25 protein-coding genes and 1 pseudogene are annotated in these 21,631 nt (G+C 65.6%); 21 read left to right on the top strand and 5 right to left on the bottom strand.

Annotation, left to right across the window (positions count from 1 at the left end):
• The 6 genes and pseudogenes from VGC77_RS04730 to VGC77_RS04755 form a co-directional block, all read left to right on the top strand.
• A pseudogene (locus tag VGC77_RS04730) lies at positions 1-537 on the top strand (hydrogenase 4 subunit B); the annotation flags it as partial.
• On the top strand, positions 528-1,487 hold the full coding sequence (locus VGC77_RS04735; protein WP_331170419.1) for a respiratory chain complex I subunit 1 family protein: 960 nt from the start codon (positions 528-530) through the stop codon (positions 1,485-1,487). The pseudogene VGC77_RS04730 and the gene VGC77_RS04735, both read left to right, overlap by 10 nt.
• The gene (locus VGC77_RS04740; protein WP_331170420.1) at positions 1,487-2,149 is read left to right on the top strand and encodes a hydrogenase-4 component E; all 663 of its coding nucleotides are present in this window, start codon (positions 1,487-1,489) and stop codon (positions 2,147-2,149) included. Before VGC77_RS04735 ends, VGC77_RS04740 begins: the two co-directional genes overlap by 1 nt.
• Complete coding sequence (locus VGC77_RS04745) at positions 2,146-3,597, top strand: hydrogenase 4 subunit F (protein WP_331170421.1); 1,452 nt, start codon at positions 2,146-2,148, stop codon at positions 3,595-3,597. The genes VGC77_RS04740 and VGC77_RS04745 overlap by 4 nt, the downstream gene beginning before the upstream one ends.
• Positions 3,598-3,609: 12 nt before the next feature.
• Positions 3,610-5,118, top strand: coding sequence for an NADH-quinone oxidoreductase subunit C (locus VGC77_RS04750; protein WP_331170422.1), 1,509 nt, complete (start codon positions 3,610-3,612; stop codon positions 5,116-5,118).
• 12 nt (positions 5,119-5,130) lie between these two features.
• Entirely contained in the window at positions 5,131-5,655 is a 525-nt protein-coding gene (locus tag VGC77_RS04755; protein WP_331170423.1) for an NADH-quinone oxidoreductase subunit NuoB, read from the top strand.
• A gap of 205 nt (positions 5,656-5,860) precedes the next feature.
• Here VGC77_RS04755 and VGC77_RS04760 read toward each other — a convergent pair whose 3' ends face one another.
• Positions 5,861-6,235 (bottom strand): hypothetical protein, encoded by a 375-nt coding sequence (locus VGC77_RS04760; protein ID WP_331170424.1) that lies wholly within the window; start codon positions 6,233-6,235, stop codon positions 5,861-5,863.
• 215 nt (positions 6,236-6,450) lie between these two features.
• Between VGC77_RS04760 and exbB the strand changes: the two genes are divergently transcribed.
• The 9 genes from exbB (at position 6,451) to VGC77_RS04805 (ending at position 14,698) form a co-directional block, all read left to right on the top strand.
• Positions 6,451-7,302 carry a tonB-system energizer ExbB gene (gene exbB, locus VGC77_RS04765; RefSeq protein ID WP_331170425.1) on the top strand — a complete coding sequence of 284 codons (852 nt, stop codon included), beginning with the start codon at positions 6,451-6,453 and terminating at the stop codon, positions 7,300-7,302.
• 3 nt (positions 7,303-7,305) lie between these two features.
• Complete coding sequence (gene exbD, locus VGC77_RS04770; RefSeq protein ID WP_331170426.1) at positions 7,306-7,743, top strand: TonB system transport protein ExbD; 438 nt, start codon at positions 7,306-7,308, stop codon at positions 7,741-7,743.
• Positions 7,727-8,587, top strand: a complete 861-nt coding sequence (locus VGC77_RS04775; RefSeq protein WP_331170427.1) for an energy transducer TonB — start codon at positions 7,727-7,729, stop codon at positions 8,585-8,587. Before exbD ends, VGC77_RS04775 begins: the two co-directional genes overlap by 17 nt.
• A 526-nt stretch (positions 8,588-9,113) precedes the next feature.
• Positions 9,114-9,389: a DUF1153 domain-containing protein gene (locus tag VGC77_RS04780; protein ID WP_002714638.1), complete on the top strand. Its 276-nt coding sequence runs from the start codon at positions 9,114-9,116 to the stop codon at positions 9,387-9,389.
• A gap of 173 nt (positions 9,390-9,562) precedes the next feature.
• Positions 9,563-11,173, top strand: coding sequence for a flagellar basal-body MS-ring/collar protein FliF (gene fliF / locus VGC77_RS04785; RefSeq protein ID WP_331170524.1), 1,611 nt, complete (start codon positions 9,563-9,565; stop codon positions 11,171-11,173).
• Between the two features lie 6 nt (positions 11,174-11,179).
• Entirely contained in the window at positions 11,180-12,268 is a 1,089-nt protein-coding gene (gene fliG, locus VGC77_RS04790) for a flagellar motor switch protein FliG (protein WP_331170428.1), read from the top strand.
• Positions 12,268-12,903 carry a FliH/SctL family protein gene (locus VGC77_RS04795; RefSeq protein WP_331170429.1) on the top strand — a complete coding sequence of 212 codons (636 nt, stop codon included), beginning with the start codon at positions 12,268-12,270 and terminating at the stop codon, positions 12,901-12,903. The genes fliG and VGC77_RS04795 overlap by 1 nt, the downstream gene beginning before the upstream one ends.
• Positions 12,904-12,914: 11 nt before the next feature.
• Positions 12,915-13,265, top strand: a complete 351-nt coding sequence (gene fliN, locus VGC77_RS04800; RefSeq protein WP_331170430.1) for a flagellar motor switch protein FliN — start codon at positions 12,915-12,917, stop codon at positions 13,263-13,265.
• A 53-nt stretch (positions 13,266-13,318) separates the two neighbouring features.
• Entirely contained in the window at positions 13,319-14,698 is a 1,380-nt protein-coding gene (locus VGC77_RS04805) for a sigma-54 dependent transcriptional regulator (RefSeq protein WP_331170431.1), read from the top strand.
• A gap of 30 nt (positions 14,699-14,728) precedes the next feature.
• On the opposite strand, the gene VGC77_RS04810 is transcribed toward VGC77_RS04805, so the two are convergent.
• The 4 genes from VGC77_RS04810 to VGC77_RS04825 form a co-directional block, all read right to left on the bottom strand.
• Positions 14,729-14,884, bottom strand: a complete 156-nt coding sequence (locus VGC77_RS04810) for a hypothetical protein (protein ID WP_331170432.1) — start codon at positions 14,882-14,884, stop codon at positions 14,729-14,731.
• 186 nt (positions 14,885-15,070) lie between these two features.
• On the bottom strand, positions 15,071-15,349 hold the full coding sequence (locus VGC77_RS04815) for a DUF1488 domain-containing protein (RefSeq protein ID WP_331170433.1): 279 nt from the start codon (positions 15,347-15,349) through the stop codon (positions 15,071-15,073).
• Positions 15,350-15,406: 57 nt separating this feature from the next.
• Positions 15,407-15,583: a hypothetical protein gene (locus tag VGC77_RS04820; RefSeq protein ID WP_331170434.1), complete on the bottom strand. Its 177-nt coding sequence runs from the start codon at positions 15,581-15,583 to the stop codon at positions 15,407-15,409.
• Positions 15,584-15,654: 71 nt separating this feature from the next.
• Complete coding sequence (locus VGC77_RS04825; RefSeq protein WP_331170435.1) at positions 15,655-15,924, bottom strand: hypothetical protein; 270 nt, start codon at positions 15,922-15,924, stop codon at positions 15,655-15,657.
• Positions 15,925-16,228: 304 nt separating this feature from the next.
• Between VGC77_RS04825 and VGC77_RS04830 the strand changes: the two genes are divergently transcribed.
• From VGC77_RS04830 to VGC77_RS04855, 6 genes are all read left to right on the top strand, one after another.
• Positions 16,229-17,068, top strand: a complete 840-nt coding sequence (locus VGC77_RS04830; protein WP_331170436.1) for a transglutaminase family protein — start codon at positions 16,229-16,231, stop codon at positions 17,066-17,068.
• 370 nt (positions 17,069-17,438) lie between these two features.
• A complete protein-coding gene (locus VGC77_RS04835; RefSeq protein ID WP_331170437.1) occupies positions 17,439-17,612 on the top strand; it encodes a periplasmic nitrate reductase, NapE protein in 174 nt (57 codons plus the stop codon).
• A 27-nt stretch (positions 17,613-17,639) separates the two neighbouring features.
• Positions 17,640-17,957: a chaperone NapD gene (locus VGC77_RS04840; protein ID WP_331170438.1), complete on the top strand. Its 318-nt coding sequence runs from the start codon at positions 17,640-17,642 to the stop codon at positions 17,955-17,957.
• A 55-nt stretch (positions 17,958-18,012) separates the two neighbouring features.
• Complete coding sequence (napA, locus tag VGC77_RS04845; protein ID WP_331170439.1) at positions 18,013-20,526, top strand: nitrate reductase catalytic subunit NapA; 2,514 nt, start codon at positions 18,013-18,015, stop codon at positions 20,524-20,526.
• Positions 20,523-20,993, top strand: a complete 471-nt coding sequence (locus tag VGC77_RS04850; RefSeq protein ID WP_331170440.1) for a nitrate reductase cytochrome c-type subunit — start codon at positions 20,523-20,525, stop codon at positions 20,991-20,993. The genes napA and VGC77_RS04850 overlap by 4 nt, the downstream gene beginning before the upstream one ends.
• Positions 20,990-21,628: a NapC/NirT family cytochrome c gene (locus VGC77_RS04855; protein ID WP_331170441.1), complete on the top strand. Its 639-nt coding sequence runs from the start codon at positions 20,990-20,992 to the stop codon at positions 21,626-21,628. The genes VGC77_RS04850 and VGC77_RS04855 overlap by 4 nt, the downstream gene beginning before the upstream one ends.
• The last annotated feature ends 3 nt before the right edge of the window (positions 21,629-21,631 follow it).

A 21,631-nucleotide genomic window follows, 5' to 3' on the forward strand; every position in this document is an offset into this window, starting at 1 on the left:
ATCGATGTGCTGGCGCCGGTCACAGCGCAGATCCTCGGCAGCCGGATGCCGCTGCAACTCGATCTGCCGTGGCTGTCTATCGTGCCGATCGCGGAAAGCCGCAGCTCCTATAACGGCCTGCTGGTGCTGGTGTTCATCGCGGTGTCGGCGTCGCTGGCCTGGCTGGCGATCCGCTGGCTGTCGTCGCATGCGGTGCGGCGCGGCCCGGCCTGGGGCTGCGGCTTCGACGAGGCGGTGCCGGCGGCGCAATATTCCGCGCAAGGTTTCGCCCAGCCGATCCGCCGGGTGTTCGGCACCCTGCTGTTCCAGGCCCGCGAGCATGTGACGATGCCGCCGCCGGGCGCGGCGACGCCGGCGCGACTCAGCGTCGAACTGCACGACCTGGTCTGGGAGCGGCTCTATGCCCCGATCGCCGGCATCGTCGGCTTTGCCGCCAACCGGCTCGACCGCTGGCAGATGCTATCGATCCGCGGCTATCTCAGCCTGGTGTTCGCCACCCTCGTCACGCTGCTATTGGTGCTCGCGATATGGTCGTGATCATCGACGATTTTGTGGTGCAGGGAATCCAGATGCTGCTGGTGTTCCTGCTGGCGCCGCTGCTCACCGGCTTCATCCGCAAGGTCAAGGCACGGCTGCTGCGCCGGCAGGGCGCCTCGGTGCTGCAGCCCTATCGCGACCTGCTGCGGCTGCTGCGCAAGGAAGTGGTGCTGGCCGACAACGCCTCCTGGCTGTTCCGCGCCACGCCCTATCTCACCTTCGCGGCGATCTGGGTCGCAGCCGCGCTGGTGCCGACCTTCGCCACCGGGCTATTGTTCAACTGGACCGCCGATCTGATCGTGATCGTGGCGCTGCTCGGCACCGCGCGGTTCTTCTTGGCATTGGCCGGCATGGACGTCGGCACCGCGTTCGGCGGGCTCGGCTCGTCCCGCGAGGTGATGATCGCAGCGCTCGCAGAGCCCGCGATGCTGCTGATCGTGTTCTGCGTGGCGCTGGTCGCGGGCTCGACGCAACTCTCCACGGTAGCCAATTTCATCGCTTCGTCGCAGGTCGGCTTACGCGTCTCGCTCGGCATGGCGATGATCGCGCTGGTGATCGTGGCGCTGGCGGAAAACGCCCGGATTCCGGTCGACAATCCCTCGACCCACCTCGAACTCACCATGGTGCACGAGGCGATGATCCTGGAATATTCCGGCCGGCATCTGGCGCTGATCGAATTCGGCGCGTTTCTCAAGCTCTTGCTGTATATCTCGCTGATCGGCTGTCTGTTTTTCCCGTGGGAAATCGCGATCTTCGGGGCCGGGCCGTTGTCCTATGTGATCGGCGCCGCGATGTATCTGCTGAAAGTGACCATCGCCGGCTTCCTGCTCGCGGTGTTTGAGACCGCGACCGCGAAGATGCGGGTGTTTCGCGTCCCGCAATTCCTCGGCGCCGCCCTGATGCTCGGCCTGCTCGGCACGCTGCTGTTGTTCGTATCGAAAAGCTTGTGATGCACAGTCTCGATTTCGATATCTCGCATTCGCTGGCCGGCGGCTTGGTGCTGATCAGCTTCATGATGCTGTACCAGGACCGGCTGTCTTCGCTGCTCAACGTGTTCGCGCTGCACGCGGTGACGCTGTCGCTGGCGGTGGCCTGGCAGGCGCTGATCCAGGACGCGCCGCACCTTTACGTCACCGCGGCGATCGCGCTGGTGTTCAAGGCGATCGTGATTCCGGTGGCGTTGCATCGCATCATCCGCCAACTCGGCATCCACCGCGACATCGAGACCGCGGTCGGCATCGGCCCGACCATGCTGGCCGGCATGGGCCTCGTGGCGCTGTCGATGGTGTTGATGCTGCGGGTCACCGCCGAGGCCGATGCGCTGGCGCGCGAGGATCTGGCCTTCGCGCTCTCCGTGGTGCTGCTCGGTCTGTTGGTGATGGTGACACGGCGCAACGCGGTCTCCCAGGTGGTCGGCTTCATGTCGCTGGAAAACGGCCTGGTGCTGGCCGCCACCGGCGCCAAGGGCATGCCGCTGGTGGTTGAGATCTCGGTCGCGTTCTCGATCCTGATCGCTTTCATCGTGATCGGCATCTTCCTGTTCCGGATCCGCGAACGCTTCGATTCGGTCGACGTCGCAGCGCTCGACGAATCCCGCGGAGAACGCCGATGACGCTTGGCGCGTTCAACCCGGTGCTCGGCGTGGTGCTGATCCCGATTTTCGCCGCGGCGCTGCTGGCGGCATTGCCCGGCTATCGGCTGACCGCGCGGCTCAACGTGCTGGCTTGTCTCGCCACCTTTGGCTGTGCGGTGTCGTTGCTGATCCTGCCGCGTCCGACGCCGGGGCCCTATGTGCTGGTCGACGACCTCAACATCGTATTCATCGTGCTGAATTCCTTCGTCGGGCTGACCACCAGCATCTTCAGCGCCAGCTACATCGCCCACGAATTGCAGACCGGCCGGCTGACCCCAGCCTATCTGCGGTTCTACCACGCGATGTATCAGATCATGATGTTCGGCATGAATTTGGCGTTCATGTCCAACAATATCGGGCTGATGTGGGTCGCGGTGGAAGTTGCGACGCTGACCACGGTGCTGATGGTCGGCATCTATCGCACCGAGGCGGCGCTGGAAGCCGCATGGAAATACTTCATCCTCGGCAGCGTCGGCATCGCCTTCGCGCTATTCGGCACCATTCTGGTCTATATGGCGGCGCGGCCGATCATCGGCGAGGGCCAGGACGCCATGATCTGGACGCTGTTGATCGAGCGCGCCTCGCAGTTCGATGCCGCCTTGCTCAACGTCGCCTTCGTGTTCCTGTTTCTCGGCTACGGCACCAAGGTGGGCCTCGCGCCGCTGCACGCCTGGCTGCCCGACGCCCACGCCGAGGGCCCGACGCCGATCTCCGCGGTGCTGTCGGGTCTGTTGCTGAACGTGGCGCTCTACGCGCTGTTGCGCTTCAAGATGCTGATGACCGCCAACCCCGACGCCATGGCGCCGGGCACGCTGATGGTGACGATGGGGCTGGTGTCGCTGATCTTCGCCGCCTTCATGCTATATCGCCGCCGCGACATCAAACGGCTGTTCGCCTATTCCTCGATCGAGCACATGGGCATCATCGTGTTCGCGTTCGGAATGGGCGGGCCGCTGGCGAATTTCGCCGGGCTGTTGCACATGGTGATGCACAGCCTGACCAAATCGGCGATCTTCTTCGCCGTCGGCCACGTCGCGCAGATCAAGGGCAGCCAGATGATCGACGATATCGGCGGCATCACCGAGACCCACCCCGCGCTGGGCTGGGGTCTGGTCGCCGGTGTGGTGGCGATCGCCGGCCTGCCGCCGCTCGGCATCTTCATGAGCGAATTCCTGGTGGTGAGTTCGACCTTTGCGCGGCAGCCGCTATTGGCGCTGCTCTTGGTGTTCGGCCTGTTGGTGGCGTTCGGCGCGCTGACGCTGCGGCTGACCGGCGTGGCGTTCGGCGAGCCGCGCGGTTCGACGCGGCCGGCCGAGGCGTCGTATCTGCCGATGTTCGCGCATCTGGCGCTGGTGCTGGTCGCGGGGATTTACCTGCCGGCGCCGATCGTGGTCTGGTTTCAGCATGTCGCCCACCTTCTTGGATAGCGCGAGGTCCCCATGCCGTCGCTGAGCGACCTGAAGCGGGAAGGTCTCCTTGCGCCGCAGCAGCGGCCATGGCCGCGCATCGTGGTCGACGAAGTGCTGTGGAGCGGCGCCGCGACCTCGGTCGCCGAGCGCCGGCTGACGCTGCTGGCGCTGTGGGGCGAACCCGCCGCGGTGCACATGGCGGTGCTCGAGCCGCCGACCGCCGAGGTCGCGGTGATCAGCCTGGATTGTCCGAACCGGCGCTTTCCCTCGGTCGGCGCGCTGCATCCGCCGGCGCTGCGGCTGGAGCGCGCGATCCACGATCTGTTCGGCCTGCTGCCGACAGGCTCGCCCGATCCGCGGCCATGGCTCGATCACGGCCGATGGGGCGTGACGGCACCGCTCGGCGCGCGCACGCCGGCGGCAACGCAGCCGGCTTATCCATTCTTGCCGGTCGAGGGCGAGGGGCTGCATCAGGTGGCGGTCGGCCCGGTGCATGCCGGCATCATCGAGCCCGGGCATTTCCGCTTCACTGCCTCCGGCGAGACCGTGGTGCGGCTGGAGCAGCGGCTCGGCTATGTCCACAAGGGCATCGAAGGTATGATGGTAGGCGCTTCGCTGCAGCAGGGCGGCAAACTTGCCGGCCGGGTCTCGGGCGACAGCACCGTCGCCTACGCCTATGCGTTTTCGCGCGCCGCCGAGGCCGCGCTGCAGATCGAAGCGCCGCCGCGCGCGGTCTGGCTGCGCGCGCTCTTAGCCGAGCTGGAGCGGCTCGCCAATCATCTCGGCGACATCGGCGCGATCTGCAATGACGCGGCGTTCGCGCTGATGCTGGCGCATTGCGGCGTGCTGCGCGAAAACGTGCTGCGCGCCGCCACCACCGCGTTCGGCCATCGGCTGATGCGCGACGTCATCATTCCGGGCGGCGTTGGCCGCGATCTCTCCGCCGACGGCCGCGCCGCGATCGAAGCCGCGCTGGTGTCGATCCGCCAGCACTTCCCGACGCTGGTCGAACTCTACGACGAGACCGCCTCGCTGCAGGACCGCACCGTCGGCACCGGCGCGGTGAGCCCGGAGCTGGTCGAGCAATACGGCGCCGGCGGCTTCGTTGGCCGCGGCTCGGGTCGTGCCTTCGATACCAGGCGCAAGCTGTGCTATCCGCCCTACGGCCAGCTGCGCTTCGAGGTGCCGATGTTGACCGAGGGCGACGTCAATGCGCGGGTCTGGGTGCGGATCCGCGAGGTCGAGCAGAGCATGGCGATGATCGACCAGATCCTCGACAAATTGCCTGCCGGCGAACTTGTCGCGCCGCTGCCCGTGATTGCCGAGGACCGCGAGGGACTTAGCCTGGTCGAAGGCTTCCGCGGCGACGTGCTGGTGTGGCTGCGATTGACCGACGGCGCGATCGCGCGCTGCCATCTGCGCGATCCGTCGTGGTTTCAGTGGCCGCTGTTAGAAGCCGCGATCGAGGGCAACATCGTCGCCGACTTTCCGCTCTGCAACAAATCGTTCAACTGCTCCTATTCCGGGCCGGATCTGTGAAGGAAAGCGCGGATGCGTGATCTGTTGTTTCAGGGCCTGTTCCGGCGTCCGCATACCGAGCCTGCGCCGGCGCTGGATCAGGCCGCGGTGCAAGAACTCGTGACCTCGCTCGGCGACCTGGCGCGGCATCGGCTCGGCCGCAGTCTTTCGATCCGCGAGGTCGATGCCGGCTCCTGCAACGGCTGCGAACTGGAAATCCACGCGCTCGGCAACGCCTATTACGACGTCGAGCGGTTCGGCATCCGCTTCGTCGCCTCGCCGCGCCATGCCGATGTGTTGCTGGTCACCGGGCCGGTGAGCAAGAATATGCGTGACGCGCTGAAGGCCACCTATGACGCCACGCCGGCGCCGAAATGGGTGGTCGCGCTCGGCGATTGCGCCAAGGACGGCGGCTGCTTCGCCGGCAGCTATGCGGTGGAGGGCGGGGTGTCCGCGGTGATCCCGGTCGATCTGCACATTCTGGGCTGCCCGCCGCCGCCGTTGCAGATCCTGCAGGGACTGCTGGCGCTGCTCGACCGCGTGGATGCCAAGGTGTGACCGACGCGAGTCGCTGATTGAATTGCGAGCTGCGTTACGCCGCCACGAGTCGTCCCTGCGCACGCAGCGACTCATACGGCGCGGCGTTGCTTGTGGGCACCGGGCGGTGAGGATTTTTCTCGCCGCCGACGCCAGGGGGATGGGTCTCTGCGCACGCAGGGACGACTCGTGGGTGGGCGTGCTGGTGGGTGAGGAGGGCGCCGGCTCAGCGCTTGCGCTTCGGCAGGTCGACCCGGGCCTCGACGAATTCCGGCGGGCCTTCGGTGAGCCGGTGGATGCGGCGATCGCGCTCTTCGGACGGCGCATCGGGATCGATAAGTCGGCCGATCTGACTGGCGGCGAGTTCGACCGCCCGCGCGGTGCGGACCGCTTTGGCCGGCTTGACCGGGGCCGCGATCGACAGCCCGATCTGCACCAGCCGCTGCACCGCTTCCGCGCGCGAAACCAGATTGAGCGCCGCCCATTCATCGACCGCCGCCAACGTCGCAGGCTGCAATCGAGCCGGAATCGCCTCGCCGGATTTCGCTGCCGCCGGCCGTTCGAGTGATTTCCCCTGCTTGGCGTCGGTTTGCTTGATCATGCATAAGTGTGTACCTGAAAAACCACTCGGGCGGAAGGCGAAGTTCGGTTTCCGGGCTATTCATCACCATGAAGAAGCCGGTATCCTTTGTGAGTTTCCGAGCCGAATTGACCGTCGCGGCGGGCTCGGGATCGGCCGGACAATTCCGCTTTCATTCCGGCTTTCGCCTTGCTTTCATCTCGCGTCCTTTTCGCTCGTTTCACTGGATCCATCGGATGAGAATCGTTCAAGATCGGCCGGCTGATCGCTCTGGGGTGCGACCACTGACGGGCCTGCCGCCGCTGTTGCTCGCCGGGCTGCGCCATAGCGGGACAGGCTTGTTGGCGCTGGCGCTGGCCGGGGCACCCTCGCTGGCGCTGGCCGCGGTGGATTCCGCCGCGCTGCCGCGCAACCTGTCGCCGTGGGGGATGTTTCAGAACGCCGACATCGTGGTGAAGCTGGTGATGGTGGGGCTGGCGCTGGCCTCGCTGGCGACCTGGACGGTGTGGCTGTCGAAGACCGTCGAATTGCGCCGCGCCACCGAACGTGCGTTGCAGCGGCTGGCGACGCTGGAGAGTGACACCTCGCTGCACGACATCGAGCAGAATTGCGCGGGCGCCGACGATGCGGTGGCGCAGCTGATCCAGTCGGCGTCGCGCGAGGCCAGCCTGTCCGGCGGGGTGTTCGACGACGCCTTCAAGGAGCGCGTGGCGCTGCGGCTGGAGCGCGTCGAGGGCGCACTGGCGCGGCGGATCGCGCGCGGCACCGGCATCCTGGCGACGATCGGCGCGACCTCGCCGTTCATCGGCCTGTTCGGCACGGTGTGGGGCATCATGAACGCCTTCATCGGCATCTCGCAGGCGCACACCACCAATCTCGCGGTGGTGGCGCCGGGCATCGCCGAGGCGTTGCTGGCCACCGCGCTCGGCCTGGTCGCCGCGATCCCGGCGGTGGTGATCTACAATCATCTGGCGCGGGTGATCGCGGCCTATCGGGCGCTGCTCGGCGATGCCTCGGCGCAGGTGCTGCTGCTGCTCAGCCGCGGCCAGGGCCGCCGCGGCGCGCGGCTCGGCCGGGCGGCGGAGTAGGTCATGGCGGTGAGGCTCGGCGGTTCGCGACGAAGCGGCGGCGACGACGATCTGGTCGAAGCCCACGAGATCAACGTCACGCCGTTCATCGACGTGATGCTGGTGCTGTTGATCATCTTCATGGTGGCGGCGCCGCTGGCCACCGTCGATCTCGGCGTCGATCTGCCGGCCTCGACCGTGGAGCCGCAGCCGCGGCCGGAGCAGCCGGTATTCGTCACCCTGAAGCCCGACCTGTCGGTCGCGGTCGGCGAGGAGGTGATCGCGCGCGAGGCGCTGCCGGGCTCGCTCGATGCCGCTACCAAGGGCCAGAAGGACGAGCGGATCTATCTGCGCGCCGACAAGGCGGTGAGCTATGGCGAGCTGATGGCGGTGATGAACCTGCTGCGCGACGCCGGCTATCTGAAGATTGCTCTGGTGGGCCTCGATGGCCGAAGCGAGTGAGGTCAATCCGTTTGCGCTGCATGGCGCGACGGATCGCTCGGCGAGCCGGCGCTGGGCGCTGTCGGCGATCGTCGTCGTTGCGATGCATGTCGGGCTGATCGCGGCCGGCATCGCCTGGTACGCGAGCTCGCCGCCGGCGGGCGCGATGATGCCGGCGATCATGGTCGACATGGCGCCGTCCGCCGCGGCGCCGGCGCCGCAGCCGCTCGACGTCGCGCCGGGGCCGCAGATGCAGCAGGCCGAGGCACCGCCGCCTCCACCGCCGCCACCCGAAGCGGTCGCGCCGCAGCCCGAGCAGGCGTTGCCCCCGACGCCGTTGCAGGACAGTCCGACGGTGGCGTTGCCGGCGGAGCCGAAGCCTGATCCTGCGCCGCAAAAGCCCGCGCCGGCGCAGCTAGTGCGCGAGCCGCCGCGGCCGGAGCTGAAGAAGCCCAAGCCGGTGCCGCGTGCACCGAAAAAACCAGCCGAGATGCCGGCGCCGCAGACCAGCGCGCCACCCGCCGCCGCGCGGCAGGCCCGCGCCGCGGCGGCAGCCGCCGGCGCCGCGGCTTCGGCTGCGTTGCCGTCCTATCGCGACCGGCTGGCGGCGCATCTGCAGCGCTACAAACAATATCCCTCGGAGGCGCGATCCGCCGGCGTGCAGGGCACCGCGATGCTCAGCTTCACCGTCGGCCGTGGCGGACAATTGCTGAGCGCCCGGCTCGCCGCATCGTCGGGCAATGCCGCGCTCGACGCCGAGACCCTGGCGATGGTCCGCCGCGCCCAGCCGCTGCCGTCGTTCCCGCCGGAGATCGCGCAGAATTCGCTGAGCTTCACGGTGCCGGTGCGGTTTTCGATCCGTTAGTTGGATTGGCCGTTCGCGCTGAGCGCTGCTCCAGGCGACGGAACCGCGTGGCAGGGTGCCGATCCGTAGGGATAAACGGCCGACGCGTCCAGCGCGACCTGCGTCGCAACGCTGTTCTGTTTTCGATTACTTCAGACCGGCTATATGCTACGCGATAACTAATATGTTTTGCATTAGTCGGGGTGCTACGAAGTCTCAGGGGTGGCGCATCTCAAAGGCTAAGCGATCTGCGATCGCTACATCGGGACACAGGTCGTGGAGACGCCGGCCGGCGCGCCTGTTGCGCACCAAGGCGATGAAGCGTGCGCCGCGTCGCCGCGCGCTTTAACCTTTCGACAACACTCGTCTTCACCTCTTGCTAAGCAAGATTAACGAGTTGTGCGCGCGCTGCACTCAGACCGCTATCCGAAGGTCGATGGGATGATTCAAGGAGATTCAGATTGCGGTGTGACGCTTAGGCAAATTTTAAGTCGCTGGGGGTACGTTGGTTTTCAGAGTTGAGTGGTTGAGAGTTTGTGAGTACGCCATGACAGAGCCCCATCGCCCGAGGGTCAAGTATGTCATCGGGCCAGACGGCAGTCCGTTAACGATTGCGGATCTGCCCGCGCCCGGGACAAAACGGTGGGTCATCCGCCGCAAAGCCGAAGTCGTTGCCGCGGTCCGCGGTGGCCTTCTGTCCCTCGAGGAAGCCTGCAGCCGTTACACGCTGACCGTCGACGAATTCCTGTCCTGGCAGTTCTCGATCGACCAGCACGGTCTGGCCGGATTGCGCACCACCCGGATTCAGCAATACCGACAATAGACCAACCCCCTTCACTCGCGTTTTAAGACATGCCGGACGCCCGCAAGGACGCCCGGTTTTGTCGCGTCTGCGTTTCTTGACCGGCGTTAAGGATCGTTAACGATATTGAAACCATCCCATAGGCAAGATTTGCCTAGTCGGCTGCGATCGTGCCGAAGCTGAGGGGCTGGTTCGTGCAGGGTCTGGTGAGCTTTTTGAAAGGTCTGGGCGCGGCCCGGCTGATGGCGATGATCGCCGTCACCGCCGCGCTGATTGGCTTCTTCGCCTTCGTCATCATGCGGGTCACCACGCCGCAGATGACGACCCTGTTCACCGACCTCAGCGCCGAAGATTCCTCGGGAATCATCAAGGACTTGGAACGCCAGGCGATTCCCTTCGAAATCCGCAACGAAGGCAGCGTGATCATGGTTCCGAAGGACAAGGTCACGCGGCTGCGGATGAAGCTCGCCGAAGGCGGGCTGCCCAAGGGCGGCGGCGTCGGCTACGAGATCTTCGACAAATCGGACGCGCTGGGCTCGACCAGCTTCGTGCAGAACATCAATCACCTGCGCGCGCTGGAGGGAGAACTTGCCCGCACCATCCGCGCCATCGACCGCATCCAGGCCGCCCGCGTGCATCTGGTGCTGCCGGAGCGGCCGCTGTTCTCGCGCGAGACCCCGGAGCCGTCGGCCTCGATCGTGCTGCGGGTGCGCGGCGCGTTGGAGCCGCAGCAGGTCCGCGCCATCCGCCACGTCGTCGCCAGCGCGGTCAACGGGCTGAAGCCGCAGCGGGTGTCGATCGTCGACGAGGCCGGGCAATTGCTCGCCGACGGCGCCGCCGGCGATCCGGCCAGCGACGGCGCCACCGGCGACGAGCGCCGCGCCGGTTTCGAGAAACGGATGCGTAACCAGGTCGAGGCGATTGTGTCATCCGTGGTCGGCAACGGCCGGGCGCGGGTCCAGCTCACCGCCGACTTCGACTACAACAAGGTCACGCAGACCTCCGACAAGTTCGATCCCGAAGGCCGGGTGCTGCGCTCCAGCCAGTCGCGCGAGGAATCCTCGCAGACTGCCGCCGCCAGCGACGGTCAGGTCACGGTCAATAACGAACTGCCGGGCAACCAGCAGGGCAACGGCGTCACGCCGCGCGATCAGAGCAAGAAGAGCGAAGAAACCAACAATTATGAGATTTCGCGCGTCACCAAGACCGAGGTTACCGAGGCCGGACGGGTCAACAGGATCTCCGTCGCGGTGCTGGTCGACGGCGTCTACGGCAAGAACGACAAAGGCGAGATGGTCTACCAGGAGCGCAGCAAGGACCAGCTCGACCGCATCGCCGCGCTGGTGCGCTCGGCGATCGGCTTCGACCAGAAGCGCGGCGACCAGGTCGAGGTGGTCAATTTGCGCTTCGCCGAGGCGCCGAGCGTGGCGCCGGTCGCCGAACCGAGCGGCCTGCTTGGGATGCTGCAATTCACGAAGGATGATGTGATGTATGTCATCGAGCTCGCGGTGATGATGCTGCTCGGCCTGGTGGTGATGTTCATGGTGATCCGGCCGCTGGTGCGCCGGATCCTCGCCGCCGAGCCCGCCGCCGCCGGCGGCATGGCGGCGCTGACCGATGCCAGCGGCACGGCGATCGGCGCGGACGGCCTGCCGGTGCCGGTGCCGGGCCCCAGCATGATCGACATCGCCCAGGTCCAGGGCCAGGTCCACGCCCAGTCGGTGCACCGCGTCGGCGAACTGGCCGACCGCAATCCCAATGAAACCGCCGCGATCGTTCGCCAGTGGCTTCAGGAGCCAGCGTGATCTGACATGGCCGTACCGCAGACCACCACCGCCAGCAACGAGGACATCGCCAGCGTGGTCGCCAACCTGGCGATGCGCCAGGGCAATCGTCCCGCGACCAAGCCGTTGAGCGGGCCGAAGCGCGCCGCGATGCTGATGCTGGCGCTCGGCGAGCAGTATGGCGGCAAGGTCTGGGCGCTGCTCGACGACGACGAGGTGCGCGAACTGTCCTCGGTGATGTCCTCGCTCGGCACCATCGAGCCGGACGTGGTGGAAGATCTGCTGCTGGAATTCGTCTCGCGGATGTCGGCCTCCGGGGCGCTGATGGGCAATTTCGACGCCACCGAGCGGCTGCTGCAGAAATATCTGCCGTCCGACCGGGTCAGCGGCATCATGGAAGAAATCCGCGGCCCGGCCGGCCGCAACATGTGGGAAAAGCTCTCCAACGTTCAGGAGGAGGTGCTCGCCAACTACCTGAAGAACGAATACCCGCAGACCACCGCGGTGGTGCTGTCGAAGCTGAAGTCCGAGCACGCCGCCAAGGTGCTGTCGATCCTGCCGGAGGACATGGCGCTCGACGTCATCAACCGGATGCTGAAGATGGAAGCGGTGCAGAAAGAAGTGATCGAAAGCGTCGAGAAGACGCTGCGGGTCGAATTCATGTCCAACCTGTCGCAGACCCGGCGCCGCGACGCCCACGAGGTGATGGCGGAAATCTTCAACAATTTCGACCGCCAGACCGAGACCCGTTTCATCACCTCGCTGGAAGAAGACAACCGCGAGGCGGCCGAACGCATCAAGGCCTTGATGTTCACCTTCGACGATCTGGTCAAGCTCGACGCCGGCTCGGCGCAGACCCTGATGCGTAACGTCGACAAGGACAAGCTCGGCATCGCGCTGAAGAGCGCCAACGAGGAGGTCCGCTCGTTCTTCTTGGGGAATATGTCATCCCGCGCGGGCAAGATGCTGCTCGACGATATGGCGGCGCTCGGCCCGGTGCGGCTGCGCGACGTCGACGAGGCGCAGGCGCTGTTGGTCAATCTGGCCAAGGACCTCGCCGCCAAGGGTGAAATCGTGCTGACCAAGAATCGTGCTGACGACGAACTGGTGTATTGATGGCTGCTCCTGCAAAATTTCTGTTCGACATGGATTTCGGCGCCCCTGACAAGGCGCGTGAGAAGGCGGCGACGCCGGCCGAGATCGCGGCGCAGGTCGCCGCCGCGGAGGCGGCGGCCTATCGCGCCGGCTACGACGCCGGCCAGCAGGAGGCCAAGGCGGAGAGCGACCGCCGCGTGGCGCTGGCGATGGAAGAAATCGGAATCGGCATCCGCGGCATCGCCTCGCGGTTTTCCGGCATCGAGGCGCGGATGGAGACCGAGGCGGTGGACGTCGCGGTGGCGGTGGCGCGCAAATTGTCCGGCGAACTGATCGCGGCGCAGCCGTTGACCGAAGTCACCGCGTTGATCGGCGATTGCTTCCGGCAACTGGTGTCGACCCCGCACATCGTGATCCGGATCAACGACATGCTGTACGACGCCGCGCACGAGCAGGTCGAACGGCTGGCCAAGCAGAGCGGTTTCGAGGGTCGCCTGGTGATCATGGCGGAGCCTGAAATCGCCCATGGCGACTGCAAGATCGAATGGGCCGACGGCGGCGTGATGCTGGAGCGCGCGGCCACCGAGGCAAAAATCAGCGAACTCGTCGAACGCTACATGGCGATCCGCGCCGATGCGGATTCACCCGGACAATGAGGACTTGAACGATGGCCAACAATGACAGCCAGGTGCCGTTGCCCGATCTCAACGCCAACGACGCGCCGCCGCTCGGCGACGTCGGCTACAGCGACGACGAACAGGTGTCGCGGATTGCCGCCGATCTCGAGGCGGTGTTCGACGTGCCGGTGCAGGTGTCGGCGGTGCTCGGCCGCTCCAAGATGGACGTCGGCGAATTGTTGAAGCTCGGCCCCGGCACCGTGCTCGAACTCGACCGCAAGGTCGGCGAAGCGATCGACATCTACGTCAACAACCGGCTGGTGGCGCGCGGCGAGGTGGTGCTGGTCGAGGACAAGCTCGGCGTCACCATGACGGAAATCATCAAGGCCGAGCGCGCCTAACGTAAATCAACCGGCCGGGCACCACGGGCGCGGCAGACTGACAGGAGACATCCATGCGGCTTCTCATCGTTGGCACCTTGAAGGGCCAGCTTACGACCGCCACCAAGATCGCCATGGACAACGGCGCCTCGGTGACGCATTCGGAAAACAACGAGCAGGCGATGCGGGTGTTGCGCGGCGGCAAGGGCGCCGACCTGCTGCTGGTCGACGTCGCGCTCGACATCCGCGACCTGGTGATGCGGCTGGAGGCCGAGCACATCCACGTGCCGATCGTGGCCTGCGGCATCGCCAACGACGCCCGCGCCGCGGTCGCCGCGATCCACGCCGGCGCCAAGGAATACATCCCGCTACCGCCGGATCCGGAACTGATCGCCGCGGTGCTGGCCGCGGTGGCCAATGATTCCCGCGAACTGATCTATCGCGACGAAGCGATGGCGAAGGTGATCAAGCTGGCGCAGCAGATCGCCGGTTCCGACGCCTCGGTGATGATCACCGGCGAGAGCGGCACCGGCAAGGAAGTGCTGGCGCGTTACGTTCACTCCCGCTCCAACCGCGCCAAGAAGCCGTTCATCAGCATCAATTGCGCGGCGATCCCCGAGCATCTGTTGGAATCCGAATTGTTCGGCCACGAGAAGGGCGCCTTCACCGGCGCAGTGGCGCGGCGCATCGGCAAATTCGAAGAGGCTACCGGCGGCACGCTGTTGCTCGACGAAATTTCCGAAATGGACGTCCGGCTGCAATCCAAATTGCTGCGCGCGATCCAGGAGCGGGTGATCGATCGGGTCGGCGGCACAAGGCCGGTGCCGATCGACATCCGCATCATCGCCACCTCGAACCGCAATCTTGCCGACGTGGTGCGCGAAGGCAGCTTCCGCGAGGATCTGTTGTTCCGGCTCAACGTCGTCAACCTGAAGATCCCGCCGTTGCGCGATCGGCCGGCGGACATTCTCGAACTGGCGCAACACTTCGCCAAGAAATACGCCGATGCCAACGGCGTGGCGCTGCGGCCGATTTCGGCGGAAGCCTGCCGCGTGCTGTCCACCAACCGCTGGCAGGGCAACGTCCGCGAACTGGAAAACACCATTCACCGCGCGGTGCTGATGGCGCAAGGCGACGAGATCGGTCCCGAGGCGATCATTTCGCCGGATGGCGACCGGCTCGATCTGCCGAAGACCGCGCCGGCAGTGGCGCACGCGACGCTCGCCGCCGAGCAGGTCACCCGCGCGCTGGTCGGCCGCACCGTCGCCGACGTCGAGCGCGACCTGATCCTGGAGACGTTGAAGCATTGCCTCGGCAACCGCACCCACGCCGCCAACATCCTCGGCATCTCGATCCGCACGCTGCGCAACAAGCTGAACGAATATGCCGATGGCGGCTTGCCGGTGACGCCGGCGGGCTCCGGCGAATTCCGCGCCTTCGTGGCGACGGCGTAAGGCCGAGACGGGATATTGCGCGTCGGCGCCTCAGGAATAATCCGGCGCGTTGGGGTTGCGATAAATATGGATCGGCTCGCCGGGCGTGAGCTTTGGCGCGGTGAGAACGGCGTAGACATACAGCGCCAGATAACCGATCGCCAGCGCGCCGATCGCATAGAACAGCCAGGTCGCGACGCGTTTCATCCAGCACTCCGCAGCACAATGCGGTCGCCCTTATATAGCGTTTTCGGCGAAGTGGATCCCGGTTCGCGTGAAGAAAGCGCGTCAAAATAACAATCCAGGGCTCCGGTTCTGATTCGATCGGACCCGGAATCGCTCTGGCCCCGCGATGCCTTGCGTCACAGCGTAAATCCGCGGGTGCGGCCGCGTCTATTTGCGCACGTCGATGCTGCGTAGGATCACCCCGGCGGGATGCCCCTCGAGCTCGGATTTGGAAAATTTCAGCGCCGCCAACGCTTCGATGCTGGCGCGCAGCCGCATGAATTGCGGTTCGCGCTGGCTCGCCGTGGTGCGCGCCGCGCCGTCGAGGGCGTCCATCGCGGTGGTGGACACCGCGCAGTCGATCTCGGTGTCCTCGTCCATCATCGAGAACAGCACGACCGAGCGGTCGCAATCGTAACTGCGGAACTTGCCGCTGGTGAGCGCCATCTGGATCTCCTCGGGTGAAAGGCAAAGTCTGATGACGGCGCCGCGCTGGCGCCGGCTTTATCGCTTCTTGGCCGGCGGCGGGTCGAGTTCGTTGATCCGCGACCGGCAGGCGGCCTCGGTCGGGTGCGGACCGGAGACGAAGGTGCCGCTGACCTTGGTGCTGTACCAGCCGGATTCAACGCCGAGGCGAAGCGACTCCTCGGTGAGGACGTGGCGTGGCGAGAGCTTTTGCATATGCGGACCTTTTGATGAGCGCCGAGACGACGCGGTGCAGCGTGAGAGGCAGGATCGCGAAAGCGTTGCGGTCAAGTCGGCGCCGCGCAGGCATCGAGGCGACGCGCCTCGGCCAGATCGGAAGCTGCGATCGCGATCATTTCCAGCGAGGCGCGGTGCGGCGCAGCCCCTGGAATGGTGATCATGGTGGCGACGCGGCGGAACACCGGAAACGACAGGCCTTCGATCATCTCGTCGTCGGTCACCACCTCATAGGCGCCGGCCGGCAACACGCGGTCGATTCCGGGAAGCTCGAACGGATGGCGGAAGGTGATGGTTTCGCGGCGCGATCTTATGGTCACGAAAGACCTTCCTGCGTGCCGGAGCGTGGCCGCGTGATCGCAATGGCAGGCGCGCAGTGCTTAGCAATCATGCGCCGTTTCCTGCGCAATAGCCATGGCTATGTTGCGAAGCGCAGTTTGCGTCCCGCATAGCCTTGCTTTTGCCCCTGTCATCGCTATTTGCTGAAGATACTCAACGCGGAGCCGGACCGGCTGGTGTCTGCGCGGCATCGGTGATCCTCGATCAATGGTCGATATCGCCCGCCGCCGGATGGTTTTTTACGCGGAGAATCTACGAGCCGTCCTCCAATTCAGAGAGATCATCATGAAACTTCGTGTCGGTTACGAGATGATCTATGATTTCCCGCAGCCGACGCCGATGATCATGGTGCTCGGCGTGCACTTCACCCGCGCCTCCGACGTGATCGTGCCGGATTTCCTCACCGTGACGCCAGCGGTGGCGATCGCGCCCTATCGCGACTTGTTCGGCAATTGGTGCAGCCGCATCGTCGCGCCGCAGGGCCGGGTGCGGCTGTTCGCCGACGGCATCGTCCGCGACCTCGGGGTGCCGGACCCGCTGGTTCCCGACGCCATCCAGCATGCCGTCGAAGATCTGCCGCCGGACACCTTGGTGTATCTGCTCGGCAGCCGCTATTGCGAGACCGACCGCCTCTCCGACATCGCCTGGAGCCTGTTCGAGTCCACGCCGCCGGGGTGGGCGCGGGTGCAGGCGATCTGCGATTACGTGCATCACCACATCGCCTTCAACTACCAGCATGCCCGCGCCACCCGCACCGCCTACGAGGCCTATCAGGAACGCCAGGGGGTGTGCCGCGACTACGCGCATCTGGCGCTGGCGTTCTGCCGCTGCATGAACATCCCGGCGCGCTATTGCACCGGCTATCTCGGCGACATGGGCACGCCGCAGCCCTGGGGCGTCGGCGATTTTGCCGGCTGGTTCGAGGCCTATCTCGGCGGCCGCTGGCATACATTCGATCCGCGCAACAACGTGCCGCGGCTCGGCCGGGTGCTGATCGCGCAGGGCCGCGACGCCGCCGACGTGCCGATCACCCAGACCTTCGGGTCGAATACTTTGGTCAGCTTTAAGGTGTGGACCGACGAAATCGTCGAGCAGGAGCAGGACGCCGCCGCGGCGGCGCGCTGACCTCCGAGACGTCGCCGGCCGCGATCGAGGCGATCGGGCAGGGCTTCTCGACGGGTCGTCCCTGCGCAGGGACGATGCGTTGAAAGGCCGTGGCCATTCGTGGTCGCAGGGCATGCTGCTCATTGCTCGATGCTCAGTGTTCCGTGCTGTGTGCTGTCGTTGTCGCAGCGCAAGCTCGCGCCGTTGTTGTTCGGCATGTCCGATGAGGTCCCGTTCGCCTGGCGTCGCCGTTTCATCTCAACCACCTCGCAAACGCCCGAGTTGTCGGCCGATTTGATTTGGATCAAGCTTGCCGGATCAATCTCTGAGCATTGTCGCCGCGGGCGCGGCCCTGAAGCCGTCATCACTCACATTTCAATCGAGATCACCCATGTCGGCTGTTGGCCATGACAAGGGCGCCCACCTGCGTCGTCGACGCATGGAGGTGATCGCCTTCTTCCTGCTCGTTGCGGTGCTGATGCCGGCGCTCGCGGTCGCGAGTGTCGGCAGCTACGGGCTCACCGTGTGGATCTATCAGTCGATCGCCGGCCCGCCGACCAAGTGACGCCCGCCCTGCCAACGGAGGTTCCCCGTGCCCCATAACCCCGCCATCGATCGCCGCGCGCTGTTCGCCGGCCGTTTCACCAATCCCAACGTCGTGGTCCGCCCGCCCGGCGGCGAGATCGCCAGCATTCTGGTGCAGGCGCGTCCTGAGCGGCTCGACGACGTCGCCGCGGCGATTCTGGCGCTCGCCGGCTGCGAGGTGTTCGCCCGCGACCCCAAGGGCAAACTCGTGGTGGTGATCGACGCCGAGGACTCCGGCGTGATCGGCTCGACGCTCAACACCATCGCGGCTTTGCCCAACGTGTATTCGGCCGCGCTGGTGTTCCACGCGATCGAGGCCGGCTAGTTCGAACGCCGTCGTTCAACAATCAGATCACCCTCTGCCGCGGCAAGGAAACCTCATGACAACTCCCAAACTCGATCGCCGTCAGGTGCTGAAGCTCGAAGCCGCCGCGATGGCCGCGCTGGCCGGCGGCGTCGCGATGCCGGCGGGCGCCGCCAATCTCGTCACCGAACGCGCGGTCTCCGAACTGAAGTGGGACAAGGCGGCCTGCCGTTTCTGCGGCACTGGCTGCAGCGTGATGGTGGCCACCAAGGAAAATCGCGTGGTCGCCACCCACGGCGACACCAAGTCCGAGGTCAATCGCGGGCTGAACTGCGTGAAGGGCTATTTCCTCTCCAAGATCATGTACGGCCACGACCGGCTGACCCTGCCGATGCTACGCAAGACCGACGGCAAATACGACAAGAACGGCGAGTTCATGCCGGTGTCGTGGGACGAAGCCTTAGACATCATGGCCGAGAAATTCAAGGCGGCGCTGAAGAAGCGCGGCCCGAGCGGGGTCGGCATGTTCGGCTCCGGGCAGTGGACGGTGTGGGAAGGCTACGCCGCGTCGAAACTGTTCAAGGCCGGCTTCCGCAGCAACAACATCGATCCGAACGCGCGGCACTGCATGGCCTCGGCGGTGGCCGGCTTCATGCGCACTTTCGGCATCGACGAGCCGATGGGCTGCTACGATGACATCGAGGCCGCCGACGTGTTCGTGCTGTGGGGCTCCAACATGGCGGAGATGCATCCGTTGTTGTGGACGAGGGTCACCGACCGAAGGCTGTCGGCGCCGCACGTCCGCGTCGCGGTGCTGTCGACCTTCGAGCATCGCTCGTTCGACCTCGCCGATCTCGGCCTGGTGTTCAAGCCGCAGAGCGATCTGGCGATCCTCAACGCGATCGCCAACCACATCATCAAGACCGGACGGGTCAACAAGGAGTTCGTCGCCAAACACACCACTTTCAAGCGCGGCCAGACCGACATCGGCTACGGCTTGCGGCCCGAGCATCCGTTGCAGAAGGCGGCGACCGGCGCCGCCAAGGCCAACGACGCCACCGACATGAGCTTCGAGGACTACGCGGCTTTTGTCGCGGACTACAGCATCGAAAAGGCGTCGCAGATTTCCGGCGTGCCGGCCAACAAGATCGAGGCGCTGGCCGAGCTCTATGCCGATCCGACCAAGAAGGTCACAAGCTTCTGGACCATGGGCTTCAATCAGCACACCCGCGGCGTGTGGTGCAACAACCTCATTTATAACATCCATCTGCTGACCGGCAAAATCTCCGAAGCCGGCAACAGCCCGTTCTCGCTGACCGGCCAGCCCTCGGCCTGCGGCACCGCGCGCGAGGTCGGCACCTTCTCGCATCGGCTGCCGGCGGATCTCGTGGTGACCAACAAGGCGCACCGCGACATCGCGGAGCGGATCTGGAAGCTGCCGGAAGGCACCATTCCGGACAAGCCCGGTTATCACGCCGTGCAGCAAAGCCGGATGCTGAAGGACGGCCTGCTCAACGCCTATTGGGTGCAGGTCAACAACAACCTGCAGGCCGGCGCCAACGCCAATGAGGAAACCTATCCGGGCTTCCGCAATCCGGACAATTTCATCGTGGTGTCCGACGCCTATCCCTCGGTGACGGCGCTCGCCGCCGACCTGATCCTGCCGACCGCGATGTGGGTGGAGAAGGAAGGCGCTTACGGCAATGCCGAGCGCCGCACCCAGTTCTGGCATCAGTTGGTCGCCGCGCCGGGACAGGCGCGCTCCGATCTGTGGCAGTTGATGGAGTTCGCCAAGCGCTTCAAGATCGAGGAGGTGTGGACCGAAGAGCTGTTGGCGAAGAAGCCGGAGCTGCGCGGCAAGACCATGTACGACGTGCTGTACAGAAACGGCCAGGTTGACAAGTTTCCGGTCGCCGACATCGAGGCCGGTTATCTCAATGCCGAATCCAACGCGTTCGGCTTCTACGTGCAGAAGGGTCTGTTCGAGGAATACGCCTCGTTCGGCCGCGGCCACGGCCATGATCTGGCGCCGTTCGACGATTATCATCGCGAGCGCGGCTTGCGCTGGCCGGTGGTGAACGGTCAGGAGACCCGCTGGCGATTCCGCGAAGGCTCCGACCCTTACGTCAAGCAGGGCGCCGGTGTGCAGTTCTACGGCTTTCCGGACGGCCGCGCGCGGATCTTCGCGCTGCCCTACGAGCCCGCGGCGGAAGCCCCCGACGCCGATTTCCCGTTCTGGCTCTCCACCGGCCGCGTGCTCGAACATTGGCATTCCGGCACCATGACGCGGCGCGTCCCTGAGCTCTACAAGGCGTTCCCGGAAGCGGTGTGCTTCATGCACCCGGATGATGCCGCCGAGTTGAAATTGCGCCGCGGCGACGAGGTCAAGGTGCAGTCGCGCCGCGGCTTCATCCGCAGCAGGGTCGAGACCCGCGGCCGTAACAAGCCGCCGCGCGGGCTGGTGTTCGTGCCGTGGTTCGACGAAGCGCAGCTGATCAACAAGGTGACGCTGGACGCCACCGATCCGATTTCGCTGCAGACCGACTACAAGAAATGCGCGGTGCGCATCGAACGGGTGACCGCGTCATGATCGGCAAATCCTCTCTGCTCGCTGTGGTCGTCGTGATCGCGGCGGCCTCGACCTCGCTGTGGGCGCAGAACGTCTCCTCCGGGCTGCGCGGCGACACCCCGCTCAACGAGGAAGGTCCTGCGGCGCTGATGACGCCGCAAAGGAATACGTCCGAGCGCGAGACCCGCAACTATCCGGAACAGCCGCCGGTGATCCCGCACAGCATTGAAGGCTATCAGATCGATATCAACGGCAACAAATGCCTGTCCTGCCACGCCCGCGCCCGCACCACGGAATCCCAGGCGCCGATGGTCAGCATCACCCACTTCATGGACCGCGAGGGCCAGTTTCTCGCTTCGGTGTCACCGCGGCGGTTCTTCTGCACCCAGTGCCATGTGCCGCAGCACACCGCCAAGCCGCCGGTCAGCAATGACTTCACCGACATCGATTCGATGCTGAGCCAGGCCGCGCCGGGGGGCCGGCGATGACGGCCATCGACCCTTCGGCGCCGCGCCGGTCGTTGCCGGCGCGGGCCTGGCAATTCCTGAAAGATCTGTGGCTGGTGCTGCTGCGGCCGAGTTCGGTGTTCGGGCTCGGCGCGCTGGTGCTGGCGGGGTTCGTCGCCGGCATCGTGTTCTGGGGCGGTTTCAACACCGTGCTGGAAGCCACCAACACCGAAAAATTCTGCACCGGCTGCCACGAGATGCGCGACAATGTGTTCGCGGAATTGAAGCCGACCATCCACTTCTCGAACCGCTCGGGCGTCCGCGCCAGTTGCCCGGATTGCCACGTGCCGCACAATTGGACCGACAAGATCGCTCGCAAGATGCAGGCCTCGAAGGAGGTCTGGGGCCACCTGTTCGGCTCGATCGACACCCCGGACAAATTCCGCGAGAACCGGCTCGAGTTGGCGATGCACGAATGGTCGCGCTTCAAGGCCAATGATTCGCTGGAATGCCGCAATTGCCACAGCGCGGCGTCGATGGACATCACCAAGCAATCGCCGCGCGCCGCGGTGGCGCATCAGCGCTATCTGTTCAGCGCGGAAAAGACCTGCATCGATTGCCACAAGGGCATCGCCCACCATCTGCCGGACATGCGCGGGGTGCCCGGCTGGCAATAGCCG

It is taken from the genome of Rhodopseudomonas sp., assembly GCF_036404135.1.
Taxonomy (GTDB): Bacteria; Pseudomonadota; Alphaproteobacteria; order Rhizobiales; family Xanthobacteraceae; genus Rhodopseudomonas_A.

Coding starts and splice junctions, on each gene's coding strand:
- VGC77_RS04750 (WP_331170422.1), top strand. CDS start 3,610: ATGCCGTCGCTGAGCGACCTGAAGCGGGAAGGTCTCCTTGCGCCGCAG.
- VGC77_RS04830 (WP_331170436.1), top strand. CDS start 16,229: ATGAAACTTCGTGTCGGTTACGAGATGATCTATGATTTCCCGCAGCCG.
- VGC77_RS04850 (WP_331170440.1), top strand. CDS start 20,523: ATGATCGGCAAATCCTCTCTGCTCGCTGTGGTCGTCGTGATCGCGGCG.
- VGC77_RS04740 (WP_331170420.1), top strand. CDS start 1,487: ATGCACAGTCTCGATTTCGATATCTCGCATTCGCTGGCCGGCGGCTTG.
- fliG (WP_331170428.1), top strand. CDS start 11,180: ATGGCCGTACCGCAGACCACCACCGCCAGCAACGAGGACATCGCCAGC.
- VGC77_RS04735 (WP_331170419.1), top strand. CDS start 528: ATGGTCGTGATCATCGACGATTTTGTGGTGCAGGGAATCCAGATGCTG.
- napA (WP_331170439.1), top strand. CDS start 18,013: ATGACAACTCCCAAACTCGATCGCCGTCAGGTGCTGAAGCTCGAAGCC.
- VGC77_RS04855 (WP_331170441.1), top strand. CDS start 20,990: ATGACGGCCATCGACCCTTCGGCGCCGCGCCGGTCGTTGCCGGCGCGG.
- VGC77_RS04780 (WP_002714638.1), top strand. CDS start 9,114: ATGACAGAGCCCCATCGCCCGAGGGTCAAGTATGTCATCGGGCCAGAC.
- VGC77_RS04745 (WP_331170421.1), top strand. CDS start 2,146: ATGACGCTTGGCGCGTTCAACCCGGTGCTCGGCGTGGTGCTGATCCCG.
- VGC77_RS04815 (WP_331170433.1), bottom strand. CDS start 15,349: ATGGCGCTCACCAGCGGCAAGTTCCGCAGTTACGATTGCGACCGCTCG.
- fliN (WP_331170430.1), top strand. CDS start 12,915: ATGGCCAACAATGACAGCCAGGTGCCGTTGCCCGATCTCAACGCCAAC.
- exbB (WP_331170425.1), top strand. CDS start 6,451: ATGAGAATCGTTCAAGATCGGCCGGCTGATCGCTCTGGGGTGCGACCA.
- VGC77_RS04805 (WP_331170431.1), top strand. CDS start 13,319: ATGCGGCTTCTCATCGTTGGCACCTTGAAGGGCCAGCTTACGACCGCC.
- VGC77_RS04820 (WP_331170434.1), bottom strand. CDS start 15,583: ATGCAAAAGCTCTCGCCACGCCACGTCCTCACCGAGGAGTCGCTTCGC.
- VGC77_RS04835 (WP_331170437.1), top strand. CDS start 17,439: ATGTCGGCTGTTGGCCATGACAAGGGCGCCCACCTGCGTCGTCGACGC.
- VGC77_RS04760 (WP_331170424.1), bottom strand. CDS start 6,235: ATGATCAAGCAAACCGACGCCAAGCAGGGGAAATCACTCGAACGGCCG.
- VGC77_RS04795 (WP_331170429.1), top strand. CDS start 12,268: ATGGCTGCTCCTGCAAAATTTCTGTTCGACATGGATTTCGGCGCCCCT.
- VGC77_RS04810 (WP_331170432.1), bottom strand. CDS start 14,884: ATGAAACGCGTCGCGACCTGGCTGTTCTATGCGATCGGCGCGCTGGCG.
- exbD (WP_331170426.1), top strand. CDS start 7,306: ATGGCGGTGAGGCTCGGCGGTTCGCGACGAAGCGGCGGCGACGACGAT.
- VGC77_RS04775 (WP_331170427.1), top strand. CDS start 7,727: ATGGCCGAAGCGAGTGAGGTCAATCCGTTTGCGCTGCATGGCGCGACG.
- VGC77_RS04755 (WP_331170423.1), top strand. CDS start 5,131: ATGCGTGATCTGTTGTTTCAGGGCCTGTTCCGGCGTCCGCATACCGAG.